The sequence below is a fragment of the Rahnella victoriana genome (assembly GCF_004330295.1).
GTDB classification, from domain to species: Bacteria; Pseudomonadota; Gammaproteobacteria; order Enterobacterales; family Enterobacteriaceae; genus Rahnella; species Rahnella victoriana.
In genome coordinates, this window is record NZ_SJOJ01000019.1 from 15,823 (window position 1) to 32,393 (window position 16,571).

Sequence of the window (16,571 nt, forward strand, 5' to 3'; positions counted from 1 at the left end):
TTACCCCAGAATTTCTTCAACGGATTTACCACGCTTGGCAGCGACCATTTGTGGGGATTTCATATTTGCCAAAGCATCGATAGTTGCACGAACCACGTTGATCGGGTTGGTGGAACCATAAGCTTTAGCCAATACGTTATGAACCCCTGCAACTTCCAGGACGGCGCGCATTGCACCACCGGCGATAATACCGGTACCTTCGGAAGCCGGCTGCATGAACACACGGGAACCCGTATGAGCACCTTTAACAGGATGCTGCAGGGTGCCGCTATTCAGCGCGACATTCATCATGTTGCGACGGGCTTTTTCCATCGCTTTCTGGATCGCTGCCGGAACTTCGCGTGCTTTGCCGTAGCCAAAACCAACGCGACCGTTACCATCACCAACTACTGTCAGTGCGGTAAAGCTGAAGATACGGCCACCTTTTACGGTTTTAGATACGCGGTTTACCGCGATCAGCTTTTCCTGCAGTTCGCCAGCTTGTTTTTCGATGTGAGCCATCTTAAACCTCTTCCTTAGAACTGAAGGCCAGCTTCACGGGCAGCATCTGCCAGTGCCTGGACTCGACCATGATATTGGAAACCGGAACGGTCAAAGGATACTTTCGTGATCCCTTTTTCCAATGCGCGTTCTGCGATAGCTTTACCTACAGCAGTGGCAGCATCTTTGTTGCCGGTATACTTCAGTTGCTCAGTGATAGTTTTTTCTACAGTAGATGCAGCAACTATTACTTCAGAACCGTTTGGTGCGATGACCTGTGCGTAAATATGACGCGGGGTACGATGTACCACCAGACGAGTCGCACCCAATTCTTTGAGCTTGCGGCGTGCGCGGGTCGCACGACGGATACGAGCAGATTTCTTATCCATAGTGTTACCTTACTTCTTCTTAGCCTCTTTGGTACGCACGACTTCGTCGGCGTAACGGACACCCTTGCCTTTATAAGGCTCAGGACGACGGTAGGCACGTAAATCTGCAGCAACCTGACCGATTACCTGCTTATCAGCGCCTTTCAGCACGATTTCAGTTTGGGTCGGACATTCTGCAGTAATGCCTGCCGGCAGTTGGTGATCGACCGGGTGAGAGAAGCCTAAGGCTAAATTCACCACGTTGCCTTTAACAGCAGCACGATAACCAACACCTACCAGTTGAAGCTTTTTAGTGAAGCCGTCGGTAACACCTACAACCATAGAGTTCAACAGTGCACGAGTGGTACCCGCTTGGGCCCAACCGTCTACAGCGCCTTCGCGTGGAGCGAAAGTCAGTGTATTTTCTTCCTGTTTAACTACAACAGCGTCATGGATAGTACGTGACAGCTCGCCGTTTTTACCCTTAATCGAAATAACCTGACCGTTGAGTTTTACCTCTACGCCGGCAGGAATGACGACGGGTGCTTTTGCAACACGAGACATTCTTTCCTCCCAATTAAGCTACGTAGCAGATAATCTCGCCACCAAGACCAGCCTGGCGAGCTGCACGATCGGTCATAACACCTTTAGAGGTAGAAATAACAGCGATACCCATACCGGCCATAACTTTTGGCAGCTCATCTTTTTTCTTGTAGATGCGCAGACCTGGACGGCTGATACGTTGAATGCTTTCTACCACTGCCTTGCCCTGGAAGTACTTCAGTACTAATTCCAGTTCAGGTTTGGCGTCGCCTTCGATTTTAAATTCTTCAATATAGCCTTCTTCCTTCAGCACGTTGGCAATAGCCACTTTCAGCTTGGAGGAAGGCATGGTGACCGCAACTTTGTTCGCGGCTTGACCGTTACGGATACGGGTCAGCATATCCGCGATCGGATCTTGCATGCTCATCTGTCTTTACTCCCGTGATTCAATTGGTGACAATTACCAGCTAGCCTTCTTAAGACCCGGAATTTCACCGCGCATAGCGGCTTCACGGACCTTAATACGGCTCAACCCGAACTTCCGCAGGAAAGCATGCGGACGACCAGTTTGACGGCAGCGGTTACGCTGACGAGACGGGCTGGAATCACGCGGCAGAGACTGCAGCTTAAGAACTGCATCCCAACGATCTTCGTCGGATGAGTTCACACCAGAGATAATAGCTTTCAATTCCTCGCGTTTAGCGCGGTATTTATCAGCCAGTTTTACGCGAACGACTTCGCGTGCTTTCATGGATTGCTTAGCCATTAGTAACCCTGCCTTACTTGCGGAACGGGAAGTTAAAGGCTGTCAGCAATGCACGGCCTTCATCATCGGATTTCGCAGTAGTGGTGATAGTAATATCTAAACCACGAACGCGATCGACTTTATCATAATCGATTTCCGGGAAGATGATCTGTTCACGCACGCCCATGCTGTAGTTACCACGACCATCGAAAGACTTAGCAGACAAGCCGCGGAAGTCACGAATACGTGGAACAGCAATGGAGACCAGACGCTCAAAGAACTCCCACATGCGTTCGCCGCGGAGGGTTACTTTACAGCCGATCGGATAGCCCTGACGGATTTTGAAGCCTGCAACTGATTTGCGTGCTTTGGTGATCAGCGGTTTTTGACCGGAGATTGCTGCCAGGTCAGCTGCTGCGTTATCCAGCAGTTTCTTGTCAGCGATCGCTTCACCAACACCCATGTTCAGGGTGATCTTCTCGACCCGAGGGACTTGCATGACAGAATTGTAACCAAACTCAGCCATGAGTTTTTTTACGACATCGTCTTTGTAGTAATCATGCAGTTTCGCCATCGTACTACTCCAAATTACTTGATAGTTTCGCTGTTAGATTTGAAGAAACGGACTTTTTTGCCGTCTTCGAATCTAAAGCCTACACGGTCCGCCTTGCCAGTTGCCGTGTTGAAGAGAGCAACGTTAGAAACCGGAATTGCAGCTTCTTTTTCAACGATGCCACCTGGTTGGTTCAGGGCCGGTACAGGCTTCTGATGTTTCTTAACCAGGTTGATACCTTCAACAATGACCTTGCCAGAAGACAGGACATTTTTTACTTTACCGCGCTTACCTTTATCTTTACCGGTAAGCAGGATAACTTCGTCATCGCGACGGATTTTCGCTGCCATGGTTCGCTCCTTAGAGTACTTCTGGTGCCAGAGAGATAATTTTCATGAACTTCTCATTACGCAGTTCACGAGTTACCGGCCCAAAAATACGCGTGCCGATTGGCTGCTCGCTGTTATTGTTTAAAATAACGCATGCATTACCATCGAAGCGAATGACAGAACCGTCCGGGCGACGAACACCCTTCTTGGTGCGCACCACTACCGCCTTCAGCACATCGCCTTTCTTCACCTTACCGCGAGGAATTGCTTCCTTGATGGTAATTTTGATGATGTCGCCGACGCCTGCGTAGCGACGGTGCGAGCCACCTAGAACCTTGATACACATTACGCGACGTGCACCGGAGTTGTCGGCCACGGTCAGCATAGTCTGTTCTTGGATCATGTTAGTGCTCCGCTAATGTCAACTACAACTTTAGGACCCAGGATAGGTCGTTAAGAAATCCCCACAATATGAGGGCGCGGCATTATAACACCGGTTCCCGATTATGGGTAGAAAAAATAAACGGCCCACGTTCATGAGCCGTTTATCTATTTTTGAGAGGCGCTACTGTATTACAGAATCGCTTTCTCTACAACGCGAACCAAGGTCCAAGACTTAGTCTTAGACAGTGGACGGCATTCGCTGATTTCCACAACGTCGCCGATACCACATTCATTGTTCTCGTCATGTACGTGCAATTTGGTCGTACGTTTGATGAATTTACCGTAAATCGGGTGTTTCACCACACGTTCAATCGCAACAACAATGGATTTTTCCATTTTGTCACTGATTACACGACCCTGCAGAGTACGGATCTTGTCAGTCATTACGCACCCGCCTTTTCAGTCAGTAAAGTTTTCACACGTGCAACATCACGACGCACTTGCTTCAACAGGTGTGTTTGCTGCAACTGACCGCTTGCCGTTTGCATGCGCAGGTTAAACTGCTCACGCAAAAGGTTCAGCAACTCAGTGTTCAGCTCTTCCACGCTTTTTTCGCGCAGCTCTTGTGCTTTCATTACATCACCGTCTTAGTTACAAAGGTGGTTTTGATAGGCAGTTTGGCTGCTGCCAGCTGGAAGGCTTCACGAGCCAGCTCTTCAGGCACACCGTCCATTTCGTACAGGACTTTACCAGGCTGGATCAAAGCAACCCAATACTCTACGTTGCCTTTACCTTTACCCATACGAACTTCGAGCGGTTTCTCGGTGATCGGTTTGTCCGGGAATACTCGGATCCAGATCTTACCTTGACGCTTAACTGCACGGGTCATCGCACGACGTGCTGCTTCAATTTGACGAGCAGTCAGACGACCACGGCCAACAGCTTTCAGACCGTAAGTGCCGAAGCTCACATCCGTACCTTGCGCAAGACCACGGTTGCGGCCCTTGTGCACCTTACGGAATTTTGTACGCTTTGGTTGTAACATCAGCGACTCTCCTTACTTGCGGCCTTTACGCTGCTGCTTTTTAGGTTGAGCAGCCGGTTCCGGTTGTTCAACTGCAGCCATACCACCCAGGATCTCACCTTTGAAGATCCATACCTTAACGCCGATTACACCGTAAGTGGTGTGCGCTTCAGATGTGTTGTAATCGATATCCGCACGCAGAGTGTGCAACGGAACACGACCTTCACGGTACCATTCAGTACGCGCGATTTCAGCACCGCCAAGACGGCCGCTTACTTCAACTTTGATACCTTTAGCGCCAAGACGCATTGCGTTCTGTACTGCACGCTTCATAGCACGACGGAACATAACACGACGTTCCAGCTGTGAAGTGATGCTGTCAGCAACCAATTTTGCGTCCAGTTCCGGTTTACGGACTTCGGCGATGTTAATCTGCGCAGGAACGCCAGCGATATCCGCTACGACCTTACGCAGTTTTTCGACATCTTCGCCTTTCTTGCCGATAACGATGCCAGGACGAGCAGTGTGAATAGTCACACGGATGCTCTTCGCTGGACGCTCGATAACGATGCGAGAAACGGAAGCTTTCGCCAATTCCTTAGTCAGGAACTGACGAACTTTAAAGTCGCCGTCCAGGTTGTCAGCGAAATCTTTGGTATTTGCATACCAAGTAGAGTTCCAAGGTTTGACAATACCCAGTCGAATACCATTAGGATGTACTTTCTGACCCATTGCTAGTCTCCAGAGTCTCAGCGATCGGACACAACCACAGTAATGTGGCTGGTGCGCTTCAGAATGCGATCTGCACGACCTTTAGCACGCGGCATAATGCGCTTCATGCTTGGGCCTTCGTCTACGAAAATCTTCGTGACTTTCAGATCATCGATGTCAGCGCCATCGTTGTGTTCTGCGTTAGCAATGGCAGACTCCAGTACCTTCTTAACCAGACCAGCAGCTTTCTTGTTGGTGTAGGCCAGAGTTTCCAGAGCTTGCGACACTTTCTTACCGCGAATCAGGTCAGCAACAAGGCGAACCTTCTGAGCAGAAGAACGAGCGTGGCGATGTTTAGCGATAGTTTCCATCTCTTCCTCCTACCTTAGCGCTTTTTAGCTTTTTTATCAGCCGCATGGCCGCGATAAGTACGAGTCGGCGCGAATTCACCCAGTTTGTGACCGACCATTTCGTCGGAAACAAATACTGGTACGTGCTGACGACCATTATGGACAGCGATGGTCAAACCGATCATGTTAGGAAAGATCGTTGAACGACGGGACCAAGTGCGCAAAGGCTTCTTGTCACCGCTTTCCACCGCTTTCTCTACCTTCTTCAGCAAGTGCAGGTCAATAAAAGGACCTTTCTTGAGAGAACGTGGCATGGCTTATCCTCTAATTATTTTTTGCTACGGCGACGTACAATGAATTTATCAGTACGCTTGTTGCTACGGGTCTTCTTACCTTTGGTTTGAACGCCCCACGGAGTTACCGGGTGCTTACCAAAGTTACGACCTTCACCACCACCGTGTGGGTGATCGACTGGGTTCATCGCAGTACCGCGAACGGTAGGACGAATACCACGCCAACGAGCAGCACCTGCTTTACCCAGAACGCGAAGCATGTGTTCAGAGTTACCGACTTCACCTAAGGTGGCGCGGCAATCGATCTGAACTTTACGCATTTCGCCAGAGCGCAGACGCAGAGTTACGTAGGAACCGTCACGAGCAACGATCTGAACGTAGGCACCGGCTGAACGAGCCATCTGGCCGCCTTTACCTGGTTTCATTTCTACGTTGTGAACCGTTGAACCTACTGGGATGTTGCGCATAGGCAGGGCGTTACCTGTCTTGATTGCAGCATCAACACCAGATTGGATCTGGTCACCCACTTTCAGGCCTTTCGGCGCCAGGATATAACGGCGTTCGCCGTCTTTGTACAGAACCAGCGCGATGTTCGCGGAACGGTTCGGATCGTACTCCAGACGCTCAACCACTGCAGCGATACCATCTTTGTTGCGTTTGAAGTCAACCAGACGATAATGCTGTTTGTGGCCACCACCGATATGACGGGTGGTGATACGGCCATTGTTGTTACGGCCACCGCTTTTGCTCAGTTTTTCAAGCAGCGGAGCATAAGGTTTACCCTTGTGCAGCTCAGGGTTAACCACTTTAACAACGTGGCGACGACCCGGAGATGTAGGTTTACATTTAACAATTGCCATTGTTCTTACTCCTCCGACTTACTCAGCGCCGCTGATGAAGTCCAGATTCTGGCCTTCTTTCAGGGTTACGTAAGCTTTTTTCCAGTCGCTACGACGACCAACACGCTGACCGTGACGTTTAACTTTGCCTTTAACCAGCAAGGTGTTCACATCTTCGACTTCGACTTCAAACAGTTTCGAAACCGCAGCTTTGATTTCCGCTTTAGTCGCGTCTTTGGCAACTTTGAGAACGATGGTGTTGTTCTTTTCCATCGCAGTAGACGCTTTTTCAGAAACGTGCGGCGCGCGCAGCACTTTCAGCAGACGTTCTTCACGAATCATGCCAGCATCTCCTCAACTTGCTTCACAGCGTCAGCAGTCATAACTACTTTGTCGAAGGCGATCAGGCTTACTGGATCGATACCTGCTACATCACGAACGTCAACCTTGTACAGGTTACGTGCGGCCAGGAACAGATTCTCGTCGACTTCGCCAGTTACAATCAGCACGTCTTCCAGAGCCATGTCTTTCAGTTTCTGTGCCAGCAGCTTAGTTTTAGGCGCTTCTACAGAGAACGTCTCGACAACGATCAAACGATCTTGACGTACCAGTTCGGACAGGATGCTTTTCAGCGCGCCGCGGTACATCTTTTTATTTACTTTTTGACTGTGGTCCTGTGGCTTTGCAGCGAAGGTTACACCACCGGAACGCCAGATCGGGCTCTTTACAGAACCTGAACGCGCACGGCCAGTACCTTTCTGACGCCAAGGTTTTTTACCGGAACCGGTTACTTCAGCACGGGTCTTCTGAGCGCGAGTACCTTGACGGGCACCTGCTGCATAAGCAACAACGACCTGGTGTACCAGCGCTTCATTGAAATCACGCCCGAAGGTAGTTTCGGAAACAGTCAGCGCGCTCTGCGCGTCTTTCACTACTAATTCCATTCCTATCTCCTCGACGTTAAGCCTTAACAGCAGGTTTAACGATCAGGTTGCCACCGGTAGCACCCGGAACAGCACCCTTGACCAGCAGCAGGTTGCGCTCAGCGTCAACACGTACTACGTCCAGGCTTTGAACGGTTACACGCTCGTTACCCAGTTGGCCTGCCATTTTCTTGCCTTTGAACACTTTGCCCGGAGTCTGGTTCTGACCGATAGAACCCGGAACACGGTGAGACAAGGAGTTACCGTGGGTAGCGTCTTGGGTACGGAAATTCCAGCGCTTAACTGTGCCAGCAAAACCTTTACCTTTAGAAGTACCGGTAACATCAACTTTCTTAACGTCTGCGAAAATTTCAACGCTAATGTTCTGACCTGCAGTGAACTCTTCACCTTCTGCAAGGCGGAATTCCCACAGACCGCGGCCAGCTTCTACGCCAGCTTTAGCGAAGTGACCCGCTTCTGGTTTGGTTACACGGTTAGCTTTTTTGCTACCAGTAGTAACCTGCACAGCGCGGTAACCGTCGTTGTCCAGGTCTTTGACCTGAGTAACGCGGTTTGCTTCAATTTCGATAACGGTTACAGGGATAGAAACGCCATCTTCAGTGAAGATACGAGTCATACCCACTTTCTTACCGACTAAACCAATCATTGTTTCAACCTCTCAATCGCTCAATGACCCTGATTAACCCAGGCTGATCTGCACGTCTACACCAGCAGCCAGATCCAGACGCATCAGAGCATCAACGGTTTTCTCGGTTGGCTCAACGATGTCAACCAGACGCTTGTGAGTGCGAATCTCATACTGATCGCGCGCATCTTTATTGACGTGCGGAGAAATCAGAATGGTAAAGCGCTCTTTGCGGGTCGGCAGCGGGATTGGACCACGAACTTGCGCACCAGTGCGCTTCGCAGTCTCAACGATTTCCGCAGTTGATTGATCGATCAGACGATGATCAAACGCTTTCAGGCGGATACGGATTCTTTGGTTCTGCATGAGACCAGAGCTCCAATTATTTTAAACGTAAATGATTACTCCTCAAACCCATTTCGATTGATGGGAGAGTGTAATCGTTCTTCACATAACCCCCATATCGGGAGTATTGTTGACCGGCAAGTAAACTTATCGGCCAGCTGATTCTCAATGAATCAGACCTACCAAGATTAGGTAAGCCCGCGCATTATACTTAAACACCAGCAAGAAGCAATCCGAACCACAAAGAAAATGCTTTTATTTTGCGCTCTTCTCTTCTTGTTGCTGTTCCTGCATTGCCTTATTCAACCAGTCCTGCAATGGCATGTCCGGGCTCTTTTCTTCTAACGCCATGTTTTGACTGTCATCACTTTCATCTGCCGCGGCGTCTTCAGGAACTTCATTTTCCATAGTTGACGTTTCTGCCGGGTCTTCAGCCTCAGCGGGCATTTCATCTTCAGGCGTTGCATTGTCATCTATATAGGCGGTTTGGTTCACTGCCGGCAGCGTCCTGTTCTTATAGATATAGTGCAAAGGGGATTGTTTATACGGAAGGCGGGAGACTTCGCTGACGGCTACCCGATGGCTTTTCCAGTTGAGGTAAGTCAGGTGGAGATAGGAACCCGCCAGCCCGCCCAGAACCAAACAAATGCTACTAAACACCAGGCAGTAAAAACTTTTCCTGAGCGAACGACGGACAGCTACCTTCACCTTTTGTTTGTTCAAGTGGCTTGTGTAAGCCGATAAGTGGATGTTTTGCATTTTTAACCTAGAGATCTTCTTTTGTAATCAGCCCAGGCATGTTGCCGGTACGTTTAGCGATTTGCATCAGGGTGCCTTTACCTACCCTTCCATCAACAACCAGATCTTCCCGTTGCTGGAATGTTTTGATTTTTCCGATCAAATCATTATCCCACCGCCCCGTTTTACTGAATGGCAGGTTAAGTATCTTGCTGAGGGTCATATCCAGCCAGGCGGTATCCGCTTCGGAGCTGGTATTGTTGATGACGCTCTTCCCGCTCGGTGTCTGGGGTATTAACTGGATATATTCGCCGGCCCACACGCTATCGAACCAGCTGCGCTGGACCGTCCACGTATCGCCTTTAATGAGAATATCTAACGACTCATCTGTCACTTTCACCACGGTAGCGTAAACAGTCTGCCCATCAACAGTAATCGGACTCAGCCAGGGGATCCCTTCTTCCGTTAAGGTATCGAGTATGGCCGTGCCCTTCTTGCAGGTAAGCTGTGCCCGTGCAGCCTGATCACAAAACGCATCATCTGGGGAAACGTCATACCCCCATACCTGGAAGAGCTGACGCATGCCATGACGCTCATTACTGCCAACATCATTAAGTGTTTTGGCCCCTGCCGGGATTTCATGCAGTTTTTCAGAAAGGGTTAATGGCATCGGGAGATAGGGTTTTGCATAGTTGAAATAAGTCCACCCCAGAACGCCGCCAAAAAGCATGTAGCAGGCGATCAGCAGCGTGAGGCATTTTTTTCTGCCCGGCTTCAATCCACGAGCCTCAATACAGAGCTTCATCTGCCGGTAGGTGACTGACGGTGTTTTTTCTGCATAAGCACTGTTAAGCGAATCCGCCGCCAGTTCATTCATCAATTGGATCCGTCCCCCCGAAGCATTCTGCAGCAGTCTGGCCACCGGCCCGTGGATCGGGACCGGATCTTCTCCGGCTGTTTGCAACCGCTGTGACAGATATTCGGTGGTTTCGGCAAAGCTCATTGGAAGCAGATGATAATCCGTATGCGGAAGCAGCTTCTGTCGGCGCTTACCCTCACGGGTACTCCCCTTGCGTTCTTCCACTAGCAGGAACGAGACGCGGGAAGATTGCGGATAGCTTTTGAATGTTTTCAAAAATTCATAGCTTTCTACAGACAGATTTTCAGCATTGTCCACAACAACCAGCCAGGGCTGAGCCGAATCCGTATTTTGGTCAAAAGATTCTGCAATGCGCAGAGGCAGAATCGACGCTGGCAACGTTCTCCATTTTTTCAAATGAAAACAGCATGCTAACAACTGCCCCAGGCTTTCACTGTCGGTGCCATTCACCGACGCGGCACTTAAGCTCAGGATCTGGCGTTGGCTCTGTCTGGCAATTTCATGAGCCAGACGCGTTTTCCCAACACCTTTATTTCCACTGATAATCGCAATACCGCCCTGGTTTAACTTCTGCAGAATAAAATCCTGAGCGGCCAACAAACGTATATTATTGAAATAATTACCGTCCCCAAAAGGGTGGGTAATAAATTTAAAGTAATCACAGTACATGCCAATTTCCATAACCATTTACACATTCGATGAATGTTGATAAATACAAGAACCCGAAAGAGGAGTCAGTCTGAAAATCAAGAAACACAACCTCATTCATATTGAACATGTATTAATGTGCATCAATGTTTTTCTGCGTATAATATAGCCTAATATGTAACCCACAGGAATAATGAAAGTGCAAAGGAATGATTCAACGCATGTATGCCATCAAGATTAAAGGGTATTGGCCAAAGGTATCATTGAAGATGGCAATATTTATCGCAATTATATTCACCTGTGCAATGATTTGTTGCTCAAGCATATTCATGCTGGCGATGAATGACAGCACAAAGAATGAGGCGTTGCACCCGCCGTCTCAACGTGGACAAGCCATGACAAATATACCCGGTACGCTTTTCGAGAATCGAAAAAAACCTGAGATAAAACAGCCCGCGCGACCTGCTGTGGAGAACGTTAAACTGCCGTTGTTCCTCAAAGGCGTACTGGCAAGCAGCGACAGCAGGCACTCTCTGGCTATACTGCAAGGCCCTTCAGGTCAGCACACTTATCGCGAAGGCGAGAAAATTGCTGATTTGGGAAATGCCTACCTCCAGTCAGTCAAACCTGATGAGGTATTAATACGCACCCCCAAGGGAATAGCAGCTTTATACCTTAATGATAAATTAAGAGATAGTAAACCTGCTGAACCGAGGAATAAAAAGGTAAAAATAGAACATGCAAAATACTTAATGCATTATTTAGTTGCCAACCCCATATACAAAGATGAGAAACTTACAGGTTATAGGTTTAATCCCAGAACGAGCAGTACTATTTATCTTAGAACGGGACTTATTCCTGATGAGATTGTCACGAAAATAAACGGACAAGCTCTCGACGACATCACAACCGCAGAAAAATACATTGAACAACTGGAAAGTCTGAGAGATGTACAACTTACCGTTCTGAGAGAGAATCAACTTCAGAATATCTATATAAATTTAGCCACTATCGAAACATCGTTGGATACAGAAAGTCATGAAGAAGTTCATTAACCCTCTCTTAGTAAAGGCATGCATATTATTTGCTACCCTTCCGGGGATTGTCCATGCGGAAGAATTTACTGCGAGCTTTAAAGGCACGGATATTAAAGAGTTTATTGATACGGTCAGCAGGAATCTCAATAAAACTATCCTTATCGATCCGTCCGTGCAGGGGACTGTTTCTGTCAAAAGCTATGATGTTTTAAATGAAGAGCAGTACTACCAGTTCTTTCTGAGTGTTCTGGATGTCTATGGTTTTGCAGTGGTTCCTATGGATAACGGACTGCTTAAAGTTGTACGTTCCGCCAATGCCAAGATGTCAGGCGTCCCCGTAGCGGACAAAAACCGACCGGGAAAGGGAGATGAGATCGTCACCCGCGTGGTGACACTTCGTAATGTGCCGGTCCGGGAATTGGCTCCTTTGCTTCGCCAGATGAATGACAGTACCGGTGTGGGCAATGTCGTTCACTACGAACCCTCGAATGTTTTGCTGCTCACCGGCCGTGCGTCTGTGGTCAACCGTCTTATTGATCTGGTCGAACGCGTTGACACGATGGGCGATCAGCAGAGACAGACCATCAAACTCAAATATGCCTCTGCGCCCGAAATGGCCGAGATGATGAACAACCTGGTCCGTGAGGAATCCAAAGGGCAATCGTCGTCCATATTACAAGCCAAAATCGTCGCGGATGAGAGAACCAATACCTTAATCATCAGCGGACCAGAAAGCGTGCGCAGCCGCGCAGCAAAACTGGTGAGTCAGCTGGATAAAGACCAGTCATCTCAGGGCAACACGCGTGTTTTCTATCTGAAATATGCCAAAGCAGAGAAAATCGTTCCCGTGCTAACCGGCATCACTCAGGAAATGCAAGAAGGCAAAACAACTCAGTCTTCGAGCGCCTCTAATAAGCCGATGAGCATCACCGCAGATGAACAAACCAATTCCATTGTGATTACGGCTCAGCAGGATGTCATGCAGTCACTCGAGCAGGTCATCACCAAACTTGATATCCGCCGTGCGCAGGTATTAGTCGAAGCCATTATTGTTGAAGTACAGGATGGTAACGGACTCAATCTTGGGATCCAATGGAGCAACGACAAGTTTGGCGGAACACAATTCACCGGCACCGGCGCACCGATATCAACGGTTGCGTCAGGCGTACGTCAGTACAAAAAAGACGGCGTTATCAGCAGTGATAATCCGCTCAGCAGCACCCTGCAAACCTTCAACGGCATGACGGCAGGTTTCTTCAGCGGCGACTGGAATGTCTTAATGACCGCGTTATCCACCAGCAATAAAAACGACATTCTTGCCACGCCAAGCATTGTCACACTCGATAATAAAGAAGCCTCGTTCAATGTCGGTCAGGAAGTCCCTTCCCTCTCGGGTTCGCAAACCACAGCCGGCGACAACATCTATAGCAGTGTGGTTTACAAAACCGTCGGTACCAAATTGAAAGTCACGCCGCAGATTAACGAAGGTGATTCGGTTCTGATGGAAATCGAACAGGAAGTATCCAGTGTCGATACCTCAACCAATTCATCGCTGGGTCCGACCTTCAATACCCGCACCATTTCCAACGCCGTGCTGGTTCGCACCGGGGAAACCGTCGTGCTTGGCGGCTTGCTGGATGACAGTACCAAAGAAACCAAATCCAAAGTGCCGCTGCTGGGTGACATTCCATGGGTCGGTAATTTGTTCCGCTATACCAGCACGGAATCAGCAAAACGTAACCTGATGGTGTTTATCCGGCCGACCATTATTCGTGATGATGAGGTGTATTCTTCGATTTCCAATAAGAAATACTCCCATTTCCAAAAGCTGCAGAAAAAACGGCAGGATGAGGATCATCAGGATCTGCTCACACCAAATACCCGTTCTGTTTTACCGGATTATCCGGAAAATCCTGCGCCCAAAACGTCCATTTCGGCTGCGCCAGATGACGGCAGACCTCGTAACCCGTTTAGCGGATAAGCCATGAACAGGGACAACGAATTGCAACAGACCCCGGAACCAGAACAGATCACCCCTGTTCTGCCGTACGCCTATGCCAAACAAAAGGGCATTACGCTGGTTGATAACGTGCTTTTTTGCCGCCAGGACATCTCGGTGGAAACGCTGCTTGAAGCACGTCGTGTCCTGGGGGAAATCACGGCAATTGAAATCGTGGAGACTCCCCTTTTCGATGAAAAGTTATCGGCTACCTACCAGCGGAGCAGCGGAGCCTCCCAGCAAATTATTGATGACCTTGATAATGAAGTCGACCTTCTGTCCTTGTCTGAAGATCTGCCGGATAACGAAGACTTGCTGGCCAGCGACGAAAACTCACCGATTATCCGTCTGATTAATGCGGTGCTCTCCGAAGCGGTAAAAGAAGGGGCTTCAGATATTCATATCGAAACCTTCGAACGCATGCTTAGCATCCGGTTCCGGATCGATGGCGTCTTGCGTCAGATCCTGCAGCCAGCCCGCAAGCTGGCTCCGTTTCTGGTATCCCGTATCAAGGTCATGGCAAAACTGGATATCGCCGAAAAGCGGTTACCTCAGGACGGGCGCATTTCGTTGCGTATCGGTCACCGTGCAATTGATATTCGCGTGTCGACGATCCCGGCTCAATACGGTGAGCGTGTGGTAATGCGTCTGCTGGATAAAAATAATTTATGCCTTGATATCCCGCAACTTGGCCTTTCTCCACAGGATGAGCAACAGCTCACCGCATTAATCCATAAACCTCATGGCATCATTCTGGTCACCGGACCGACCGGTTCCGGTAAAAGTACGACGCTCTATGCGGTGCTTTCTGCACTGAACAATAACGAGCGCAACATTCTTACCGTAGAAGACCCGATCGAGTATGAACTGGAAGGCGTGGGTCAGACTCAGGTTAACCCGCGCGTGGAAATGACCTTTGCTCTCGGACTGCGGGCAATTTTACGTCAGGATCCGGATGTGGTGATGGTGGGTGAGATCCGCGACAACGAAACCGCTCAGATTGCCGTACAGGCGTCACTGACCGGCCATCTGGTCATGTCAACGCTGCACACCAACAGCGCCGTCGGTGCCATTACTCGTCTGCGTGATATGGGACTGGAGCCTTTCCTCCTCGCCTCGTCATTGCTGGGGGTGGTAGCTCAGCGTCTTGTTCGGCGTCTGTGTCCACATTGTGCTCAGCCAGCGCCGCTGGATATCTCCCACATTCCTTTGTTCCACTTTTTACCTGAACCACCGGTCGCCGTTTTTAAAGCCGTGGGATGCGCACAGTGTCATTTTACGGGTTACAAGGGCCGGGCAGCGATACACGAATGCATGGTTGTCGATAATGCCATCCGCCAGGCCATTCATGAAAATCAGGATGAATTTTCCATTGAGAATATTCATCGCAAAACAGCCCGAAGCCTGCGGGAAAATGGTCTGCTTAAAACCATCAGCGGCGAAACAACGCTGGAAGAAGTCATCAGGGTCACTGCGGAACATGAGATGACGACAGGGAGCCCTGTCTGATGAGCCGCTTCTCCTTCCATGCCACCTCCGTGGCGGGCAAGACGCAACGTGGCGTAATAGAAGCCGACAATCTTCGTCAGGCACGCCAGATGGTGCGGGAGCGGGGTTTAACGCTGCTCGACATAAAGCAGGTCGGCAACTTGCTGACAGCCAGCAAGATGAAAAGCAAAGGTTTAAAAACCCGCGTCCCTTCTCATGCGGTCTCCTTGTTTTCACGTCAGCTTGCGACATTAACCAACGCAGCCCTGCCCGTTGAGGCAGCCCTGGCAGTTATCGCACGACAAACAGAGCACGCCGGACTCACGCAGGTACTCACCGCCATTCGTCACAAAGTGGTGGAAGGACATACGCTTGCCGATGCGCTGGCTGATTTCCCCCGCATCTTTGACCCGATGTTCAGAACGCTGGTCACCGCCGGGGAACGCACCGGACAACTCGGGTCCGTGCTGGAAAAAATGGCGGATTATTATGAAATCCGGCAACAGATCAAAAGCAAACTGTCGCAGGCTATGATCTATCCGGCGATGCTGACGATCGTCGCCATTCTGGTAATTATTATTTTACTGGTGGCCGTCGTCCCGCAAATCATCGAACAGTTTGTTCATATGAAGCATACGCTGCCCATCACAACCCGCATTTTAATCGGCATCAGCGGATTCCTCGAACGGACGTGGTGGTTATTATCCATTGGGATATTTGCGGCAATCGCTGCAGCGAAACTGGTTCTCCGCCGTAAAAACAACCTTATGCGTTTTCATACTGCGTTGCTCAGTGTTGCCGTTTTCGGGCCGCTGATCAGGGCGATAAACAGTGCGCGTTATGCCCGTACACTCAGCATCCTGCAATCAAGTGGTGTCCCTTTACTGGACGCGATGAAAATCTCGACAGAAGGGATAACCAACCTGCGTATCCACTCTCTGCTTGTACAGGCGGCAGAAAATGTCCGTCAGGGCAGCTCGCTGTTTGCCGTGCTGGAACAAACACGCCTCTTCCCGCCCATGATGCTGTACATGATTGCTTCCGGCGAACAAAGCGGACGCCTCGGGGAGCTCATGGCGCACGCCGCAGACAATCAGGACAAGCTGATGCAACACCGGCTCTCCATGGCCTTAGCTCTGTTTGAACCCCTTTTGATCGTCACAATGGCGAGCATCGTTTTGTTCATCATCATGTCGATTTTACAACCCATCCTCCAGCTCAATAACCTGGTCAGTTAAAGGAATAAAC

At 49.6% G+C, this 16,571-nt stretch carries 25 protein-coding genes; 4 read left to right on the plus strand and 21 right to left on the minus strand.

All coding sequences use genetic code 11. From position 1 onward, the window contains the following. The 21 genes from rpsE to EYY67_RS16385 form a co-directional block, all read right to left on the minus strand. Nucleotides 1-501, minus strand: a complete 501-nt coding sequence (gene rpsE, locus EYY67_RS16285; RefSeq protein ID WP_013573700.1) for a 30S ribosomal protein S5 — start codon at nt 499-501, stop codon at nt 1-3. 14 nt (nt 502-515) lie between these two features. Further along, nucleotides 516-869 (minus strand): 50S ribosomal protein L18, encoded by a 354-nt coding sequence (gene rplR / locus EYY67_RS16290; protein ID WP_013573699.1) that lies wholly within the window; start codon nt 867-869, stop codon nt 516-518. 9 nt (nt 870-878) lie between these two features. Next, on the minus strand, nt 879-1,412 hold the full coding sequence (gene rplF / locus EYY67_RS16295; protein ID WP_119825232.1) for a 50S ribosomal protein L6: 534 nt from the start codon (nt 1,410-1,412) through the stop codon (nt 879-881). Between the two features lie 13 nt (nt 1,413-1,425). Next, nucleotides 1,426-1,818: a 30S ribosomal protein S8 gene (rpsH, locus tag EYY67_RS16300; RefSeq protein ID WP_013573697.1), complete on the minus strand. Its 393-nt coding sequence runs from the start codon at nt 1,816-1,818 to the stop codon at nt 1,426-1,428. A 33-nt stretch (nt 1,819-1,851) separates the two neighbouring features. Then, nucleotides 1,852-2,157, minus strand: a complete 306-nt coding sequence (gene rpsN, locus EYY67_RS16305) for a 30S ribosomal protein S14 (RefSeq protein ID WP_013573696.1) — start codon at nt 2,155-2,157, stop codon at nt 1,852-1,854. A gap of 13 nt (nt 2,158-2,170) precedes the next feature. Further along, on the minus strand, nt 2,171-2,710 hold the full coding sequence (gene rplE / locus EYY67_RS16310; RefSeq protein WP_013573695.1) for a 50S ribosomal protein L5: 540 nt from the start codon (nt 2,708-2,710) through the stop codon (nt 2,171-2,173). Between the two features lie 14 nt (nt 2,711-2,724). Continuing rightward, the gene (gene rplX, locus EYY67_RS16315; protein ID WP_095923752.1) at nt 2,725-3,039 is read right to left on the minus strand and encodes a 50S ribosomal protein L24; all 315 of its coding nucleotides are present in this window, start codon (nt 3,037-3,039) and stop codon (nt 2,725-2,727) included. A gap of 10 nt (nt 3,040-3,049) precedes the next feature. Then, nucleotides 3,050-3,421, minus strand: coding sequence for a 50S ribosomal protein L14 (gene rplN, locus EYY67_RS16320; protein WP_008457164.1), 372 nt, complete (start codon nt 3,419-3,421; stop codon nt 3,050-3,052). A gap of 170 nt (nt 3,422-3,591) precedes the next feature. Further along, complete coding sequence (rpsQ, locus tag EYY67_RS16325) at nt 3,592-3,846, minus strand: 30S ribosomal protein S17 (protein WP_014333604.1); 255 nt, start codon at nt 3,844-3,846, stop codon at nt 3,592-3,594. Then, nucleotides 3,846-4,037, minus strand: coding sequence for a 50S ribosomal protein L29 (gene rpmC / locus EYY67_RS16330; protein WP_013573692.1), 192 nt, complete (start codon nt 4,035-4,037; stop codon nt 3,846-3,848). Before rpmC ends, rpsQ begins: the two co-directional genes overlap by 1 nt. Further along, nucleotides 4,037-4,447 (minus strand): 50S ribosomal protein L16, encoded by a 411-nt coding sequence (gene rplP / locus EYY67_RS16335; RefSeq protein WP_009639183.1) that lies wholly within the window; start codon nt 4,445-4,447, stop codon nt 4,037-4,039. Before rplP ends, rpmC begins: the two co-directional genes overlap by 1 nt. Nucleotides 4,448-4,459: 12 nt before the next feature. Then, complete coding sequence (rpsC, locus tag EYY67_RS16340) at nt 4,460-5,158, minus strand: 30S ribosomal protein S3 (RefSeq protein ID WP_013573691.1); 699 nt, start codon at nt 5,156-5,158, stop codon at nt 4,460-4,462. Nucleotides 5,159-5,175: 17 nt separating this feature from the next. Beyond that, nucleotides 5,176-5,508 carry a 50S ribosomal protein L22 gene (rplV, locus tag EYY67_RS16345; protein WP_004391423.1) on the minus strand — a complete coding sequence of 111 codons (333 nt, stop codon included), beginning with the start codon at nt 5,506-5,508 and terminating at the stop codon, nt 5,176-5,178. 14 nt (nt 5,509-5,522) lie between these two features. Then, a complete protein-coding gene (rpsS, locus tag EYY67_RS16350; protein WP_004929772.1) occupies nt 5,523-5,801 on the minus strand; it encodes a 30S ribosomal protein S19 in 279 nt (92 codons plus the stop codon). 14 nt (nt 5,802-5,815) lie between these two features. Further along, nucleotides 5,816-6,640, minus strand: coding sequence for a 50S ribosomal protein L2 (rplB, locus tag EYY67_RS16355; RefSeq protein WP_095923753.1), 825 nt, complete (start codon nt 6,638-6,640; stop codon nt 5,816-5,818). Nucleotides 6,641-6,658: 18 nt separating this feature from the next. Continuing rightward, a complete protein-coding gene (gene rplW, locus EYY67_RS16360) occupies nt 6,659-6,961 on the minus strand; it encodes a 50S ribosomal protein L23 (RefSeq protein ID WP_013573689.1) in 303 nt (100 codons plus the stop codon). Continuing rightward, on the minus strand, nt 6,958-7,563 hold the full coding sequence (gene rplD, locus EYY67_RS16365) for a 50S ribosomal protein L4 (protein ID WP_013573688.1): 606 nt from the start codon (nt 7,561-7,563) through the stop codon (nt 6,958-6,960). Before rplD ends, rplW begins: the two co-directional genes overlap by 4 nt. A 16-nt stretch (nt 7,564-7,579) precedes the next feature. Then, a complete protein-coding gene (rplC, locus tag EYY67_RS16370) occupies nt 7,580-8,209 on the minus strand; it encodes a 50S ribosomal protein L3 (protein WP_013573687.1) in 630 nt (209 codons plus the stop codon). A gap of 33 nt (nt 8,210-8,242) precedes the next feature. Continuing rightward, the gene (rpsJ, locus tag EYY67_RS16375) at nt 8,243-8,554 is read right to left on the minus strand and encodes a 30S ribosomal protein S10 (protein ID WP_009639175.1); all 312 of its coding nucleotides are present in this window, start codon (nt 8,552-8,554) and stop codon (nt 8,243-8,245) included. Nucleotides 8,555-8,788: 234 nt separating this feature from the next. Beyond that, nucleotides 8,789-9,292, minus strand: coding sequence for a hypothetical protein (locus tag EYY67_RS16380; protein WP_095923754.1), 504 nt, complete (start codon nt 9,290-9,292; stop codon nt 8,789-8,791). Nucleotides 9,293-9,299: 7 nt separating this feature from the next. Next, nucleotides 9,300-10,832, minus strand: a complete 1,533-nt coding sequence (locus EYY67_RS16385; RefSeq protein ID WP_242675605.1) for an ExeA family protein — start codon at nt 10,830-10,832, stop codon at nt 9,300-9,302. Between the two features lie 188 nt (nt 10,833-11,020). Here EYY67_RS16385 and gspC point away from each other — a divergent pair, with 188 nt between their 5' ends. Genes gspC through gspF form a run of 4 tightly spaced genes read left to right on the plus strand, consistent with a single transcriptional unit; the run spans nt 11,021 to nt 16,561 of the window. Then, nucleotides 11,021-11,854 (plus strand): type II secretion system protein GspC, encoded by an 834-nt coding sequence (gspC, locus tag EYY67_RS16390; protein WP_131693882.1) that lies wholly within the window; start codon nt 11,021-11,023, stop codon nt 11,852-11,854. Next, nucleotides 11,838-13,817: a type II secretion system secretin GspD gene (gene gspD / locus EYY67_RS16395; RefSeq protein ID WP_119825236.1), complete on the plus strand. Its 1,980-nt coding sequence runs from the start codon at nt 11,838-11,840 to the stop codon at nt 13,815-13,817. Before gspC ends, gspD begins: the two co-directional genes overlap by 17 nt. Nucleotides 13,818-13,820: 3 nt before the next feature. Further along, nucleotides 13,821-15,344 (plus strand): type II secretion system ATPase GspE, encoded by a 1,524-nt coding sequence (gspE, locus tag EYY67_RS16400; protein WP_131693883.1) that lies wholly within the window; start codon nt 13,821-13,823, stop codon nt 15,342-15,344. Continuing rightward, nucleotides 15,344-16,561: a type II secretion system inner membrane protein GspF gene (gene gspF, locus EYY67_RS16405; RefSeq protein WP_131693884.1), complete on the plus strand. Its 1,218-nt coding sequence runs from the start codon at nt 15,344-15,346 to the stop codon at nt 16,559-16,561. Before gspE ends, gspF begins: the two co-directional genes overlap by 1 nt. Nucleotides 16,562-16,571 lie beyond the last annotated feature (10 nt).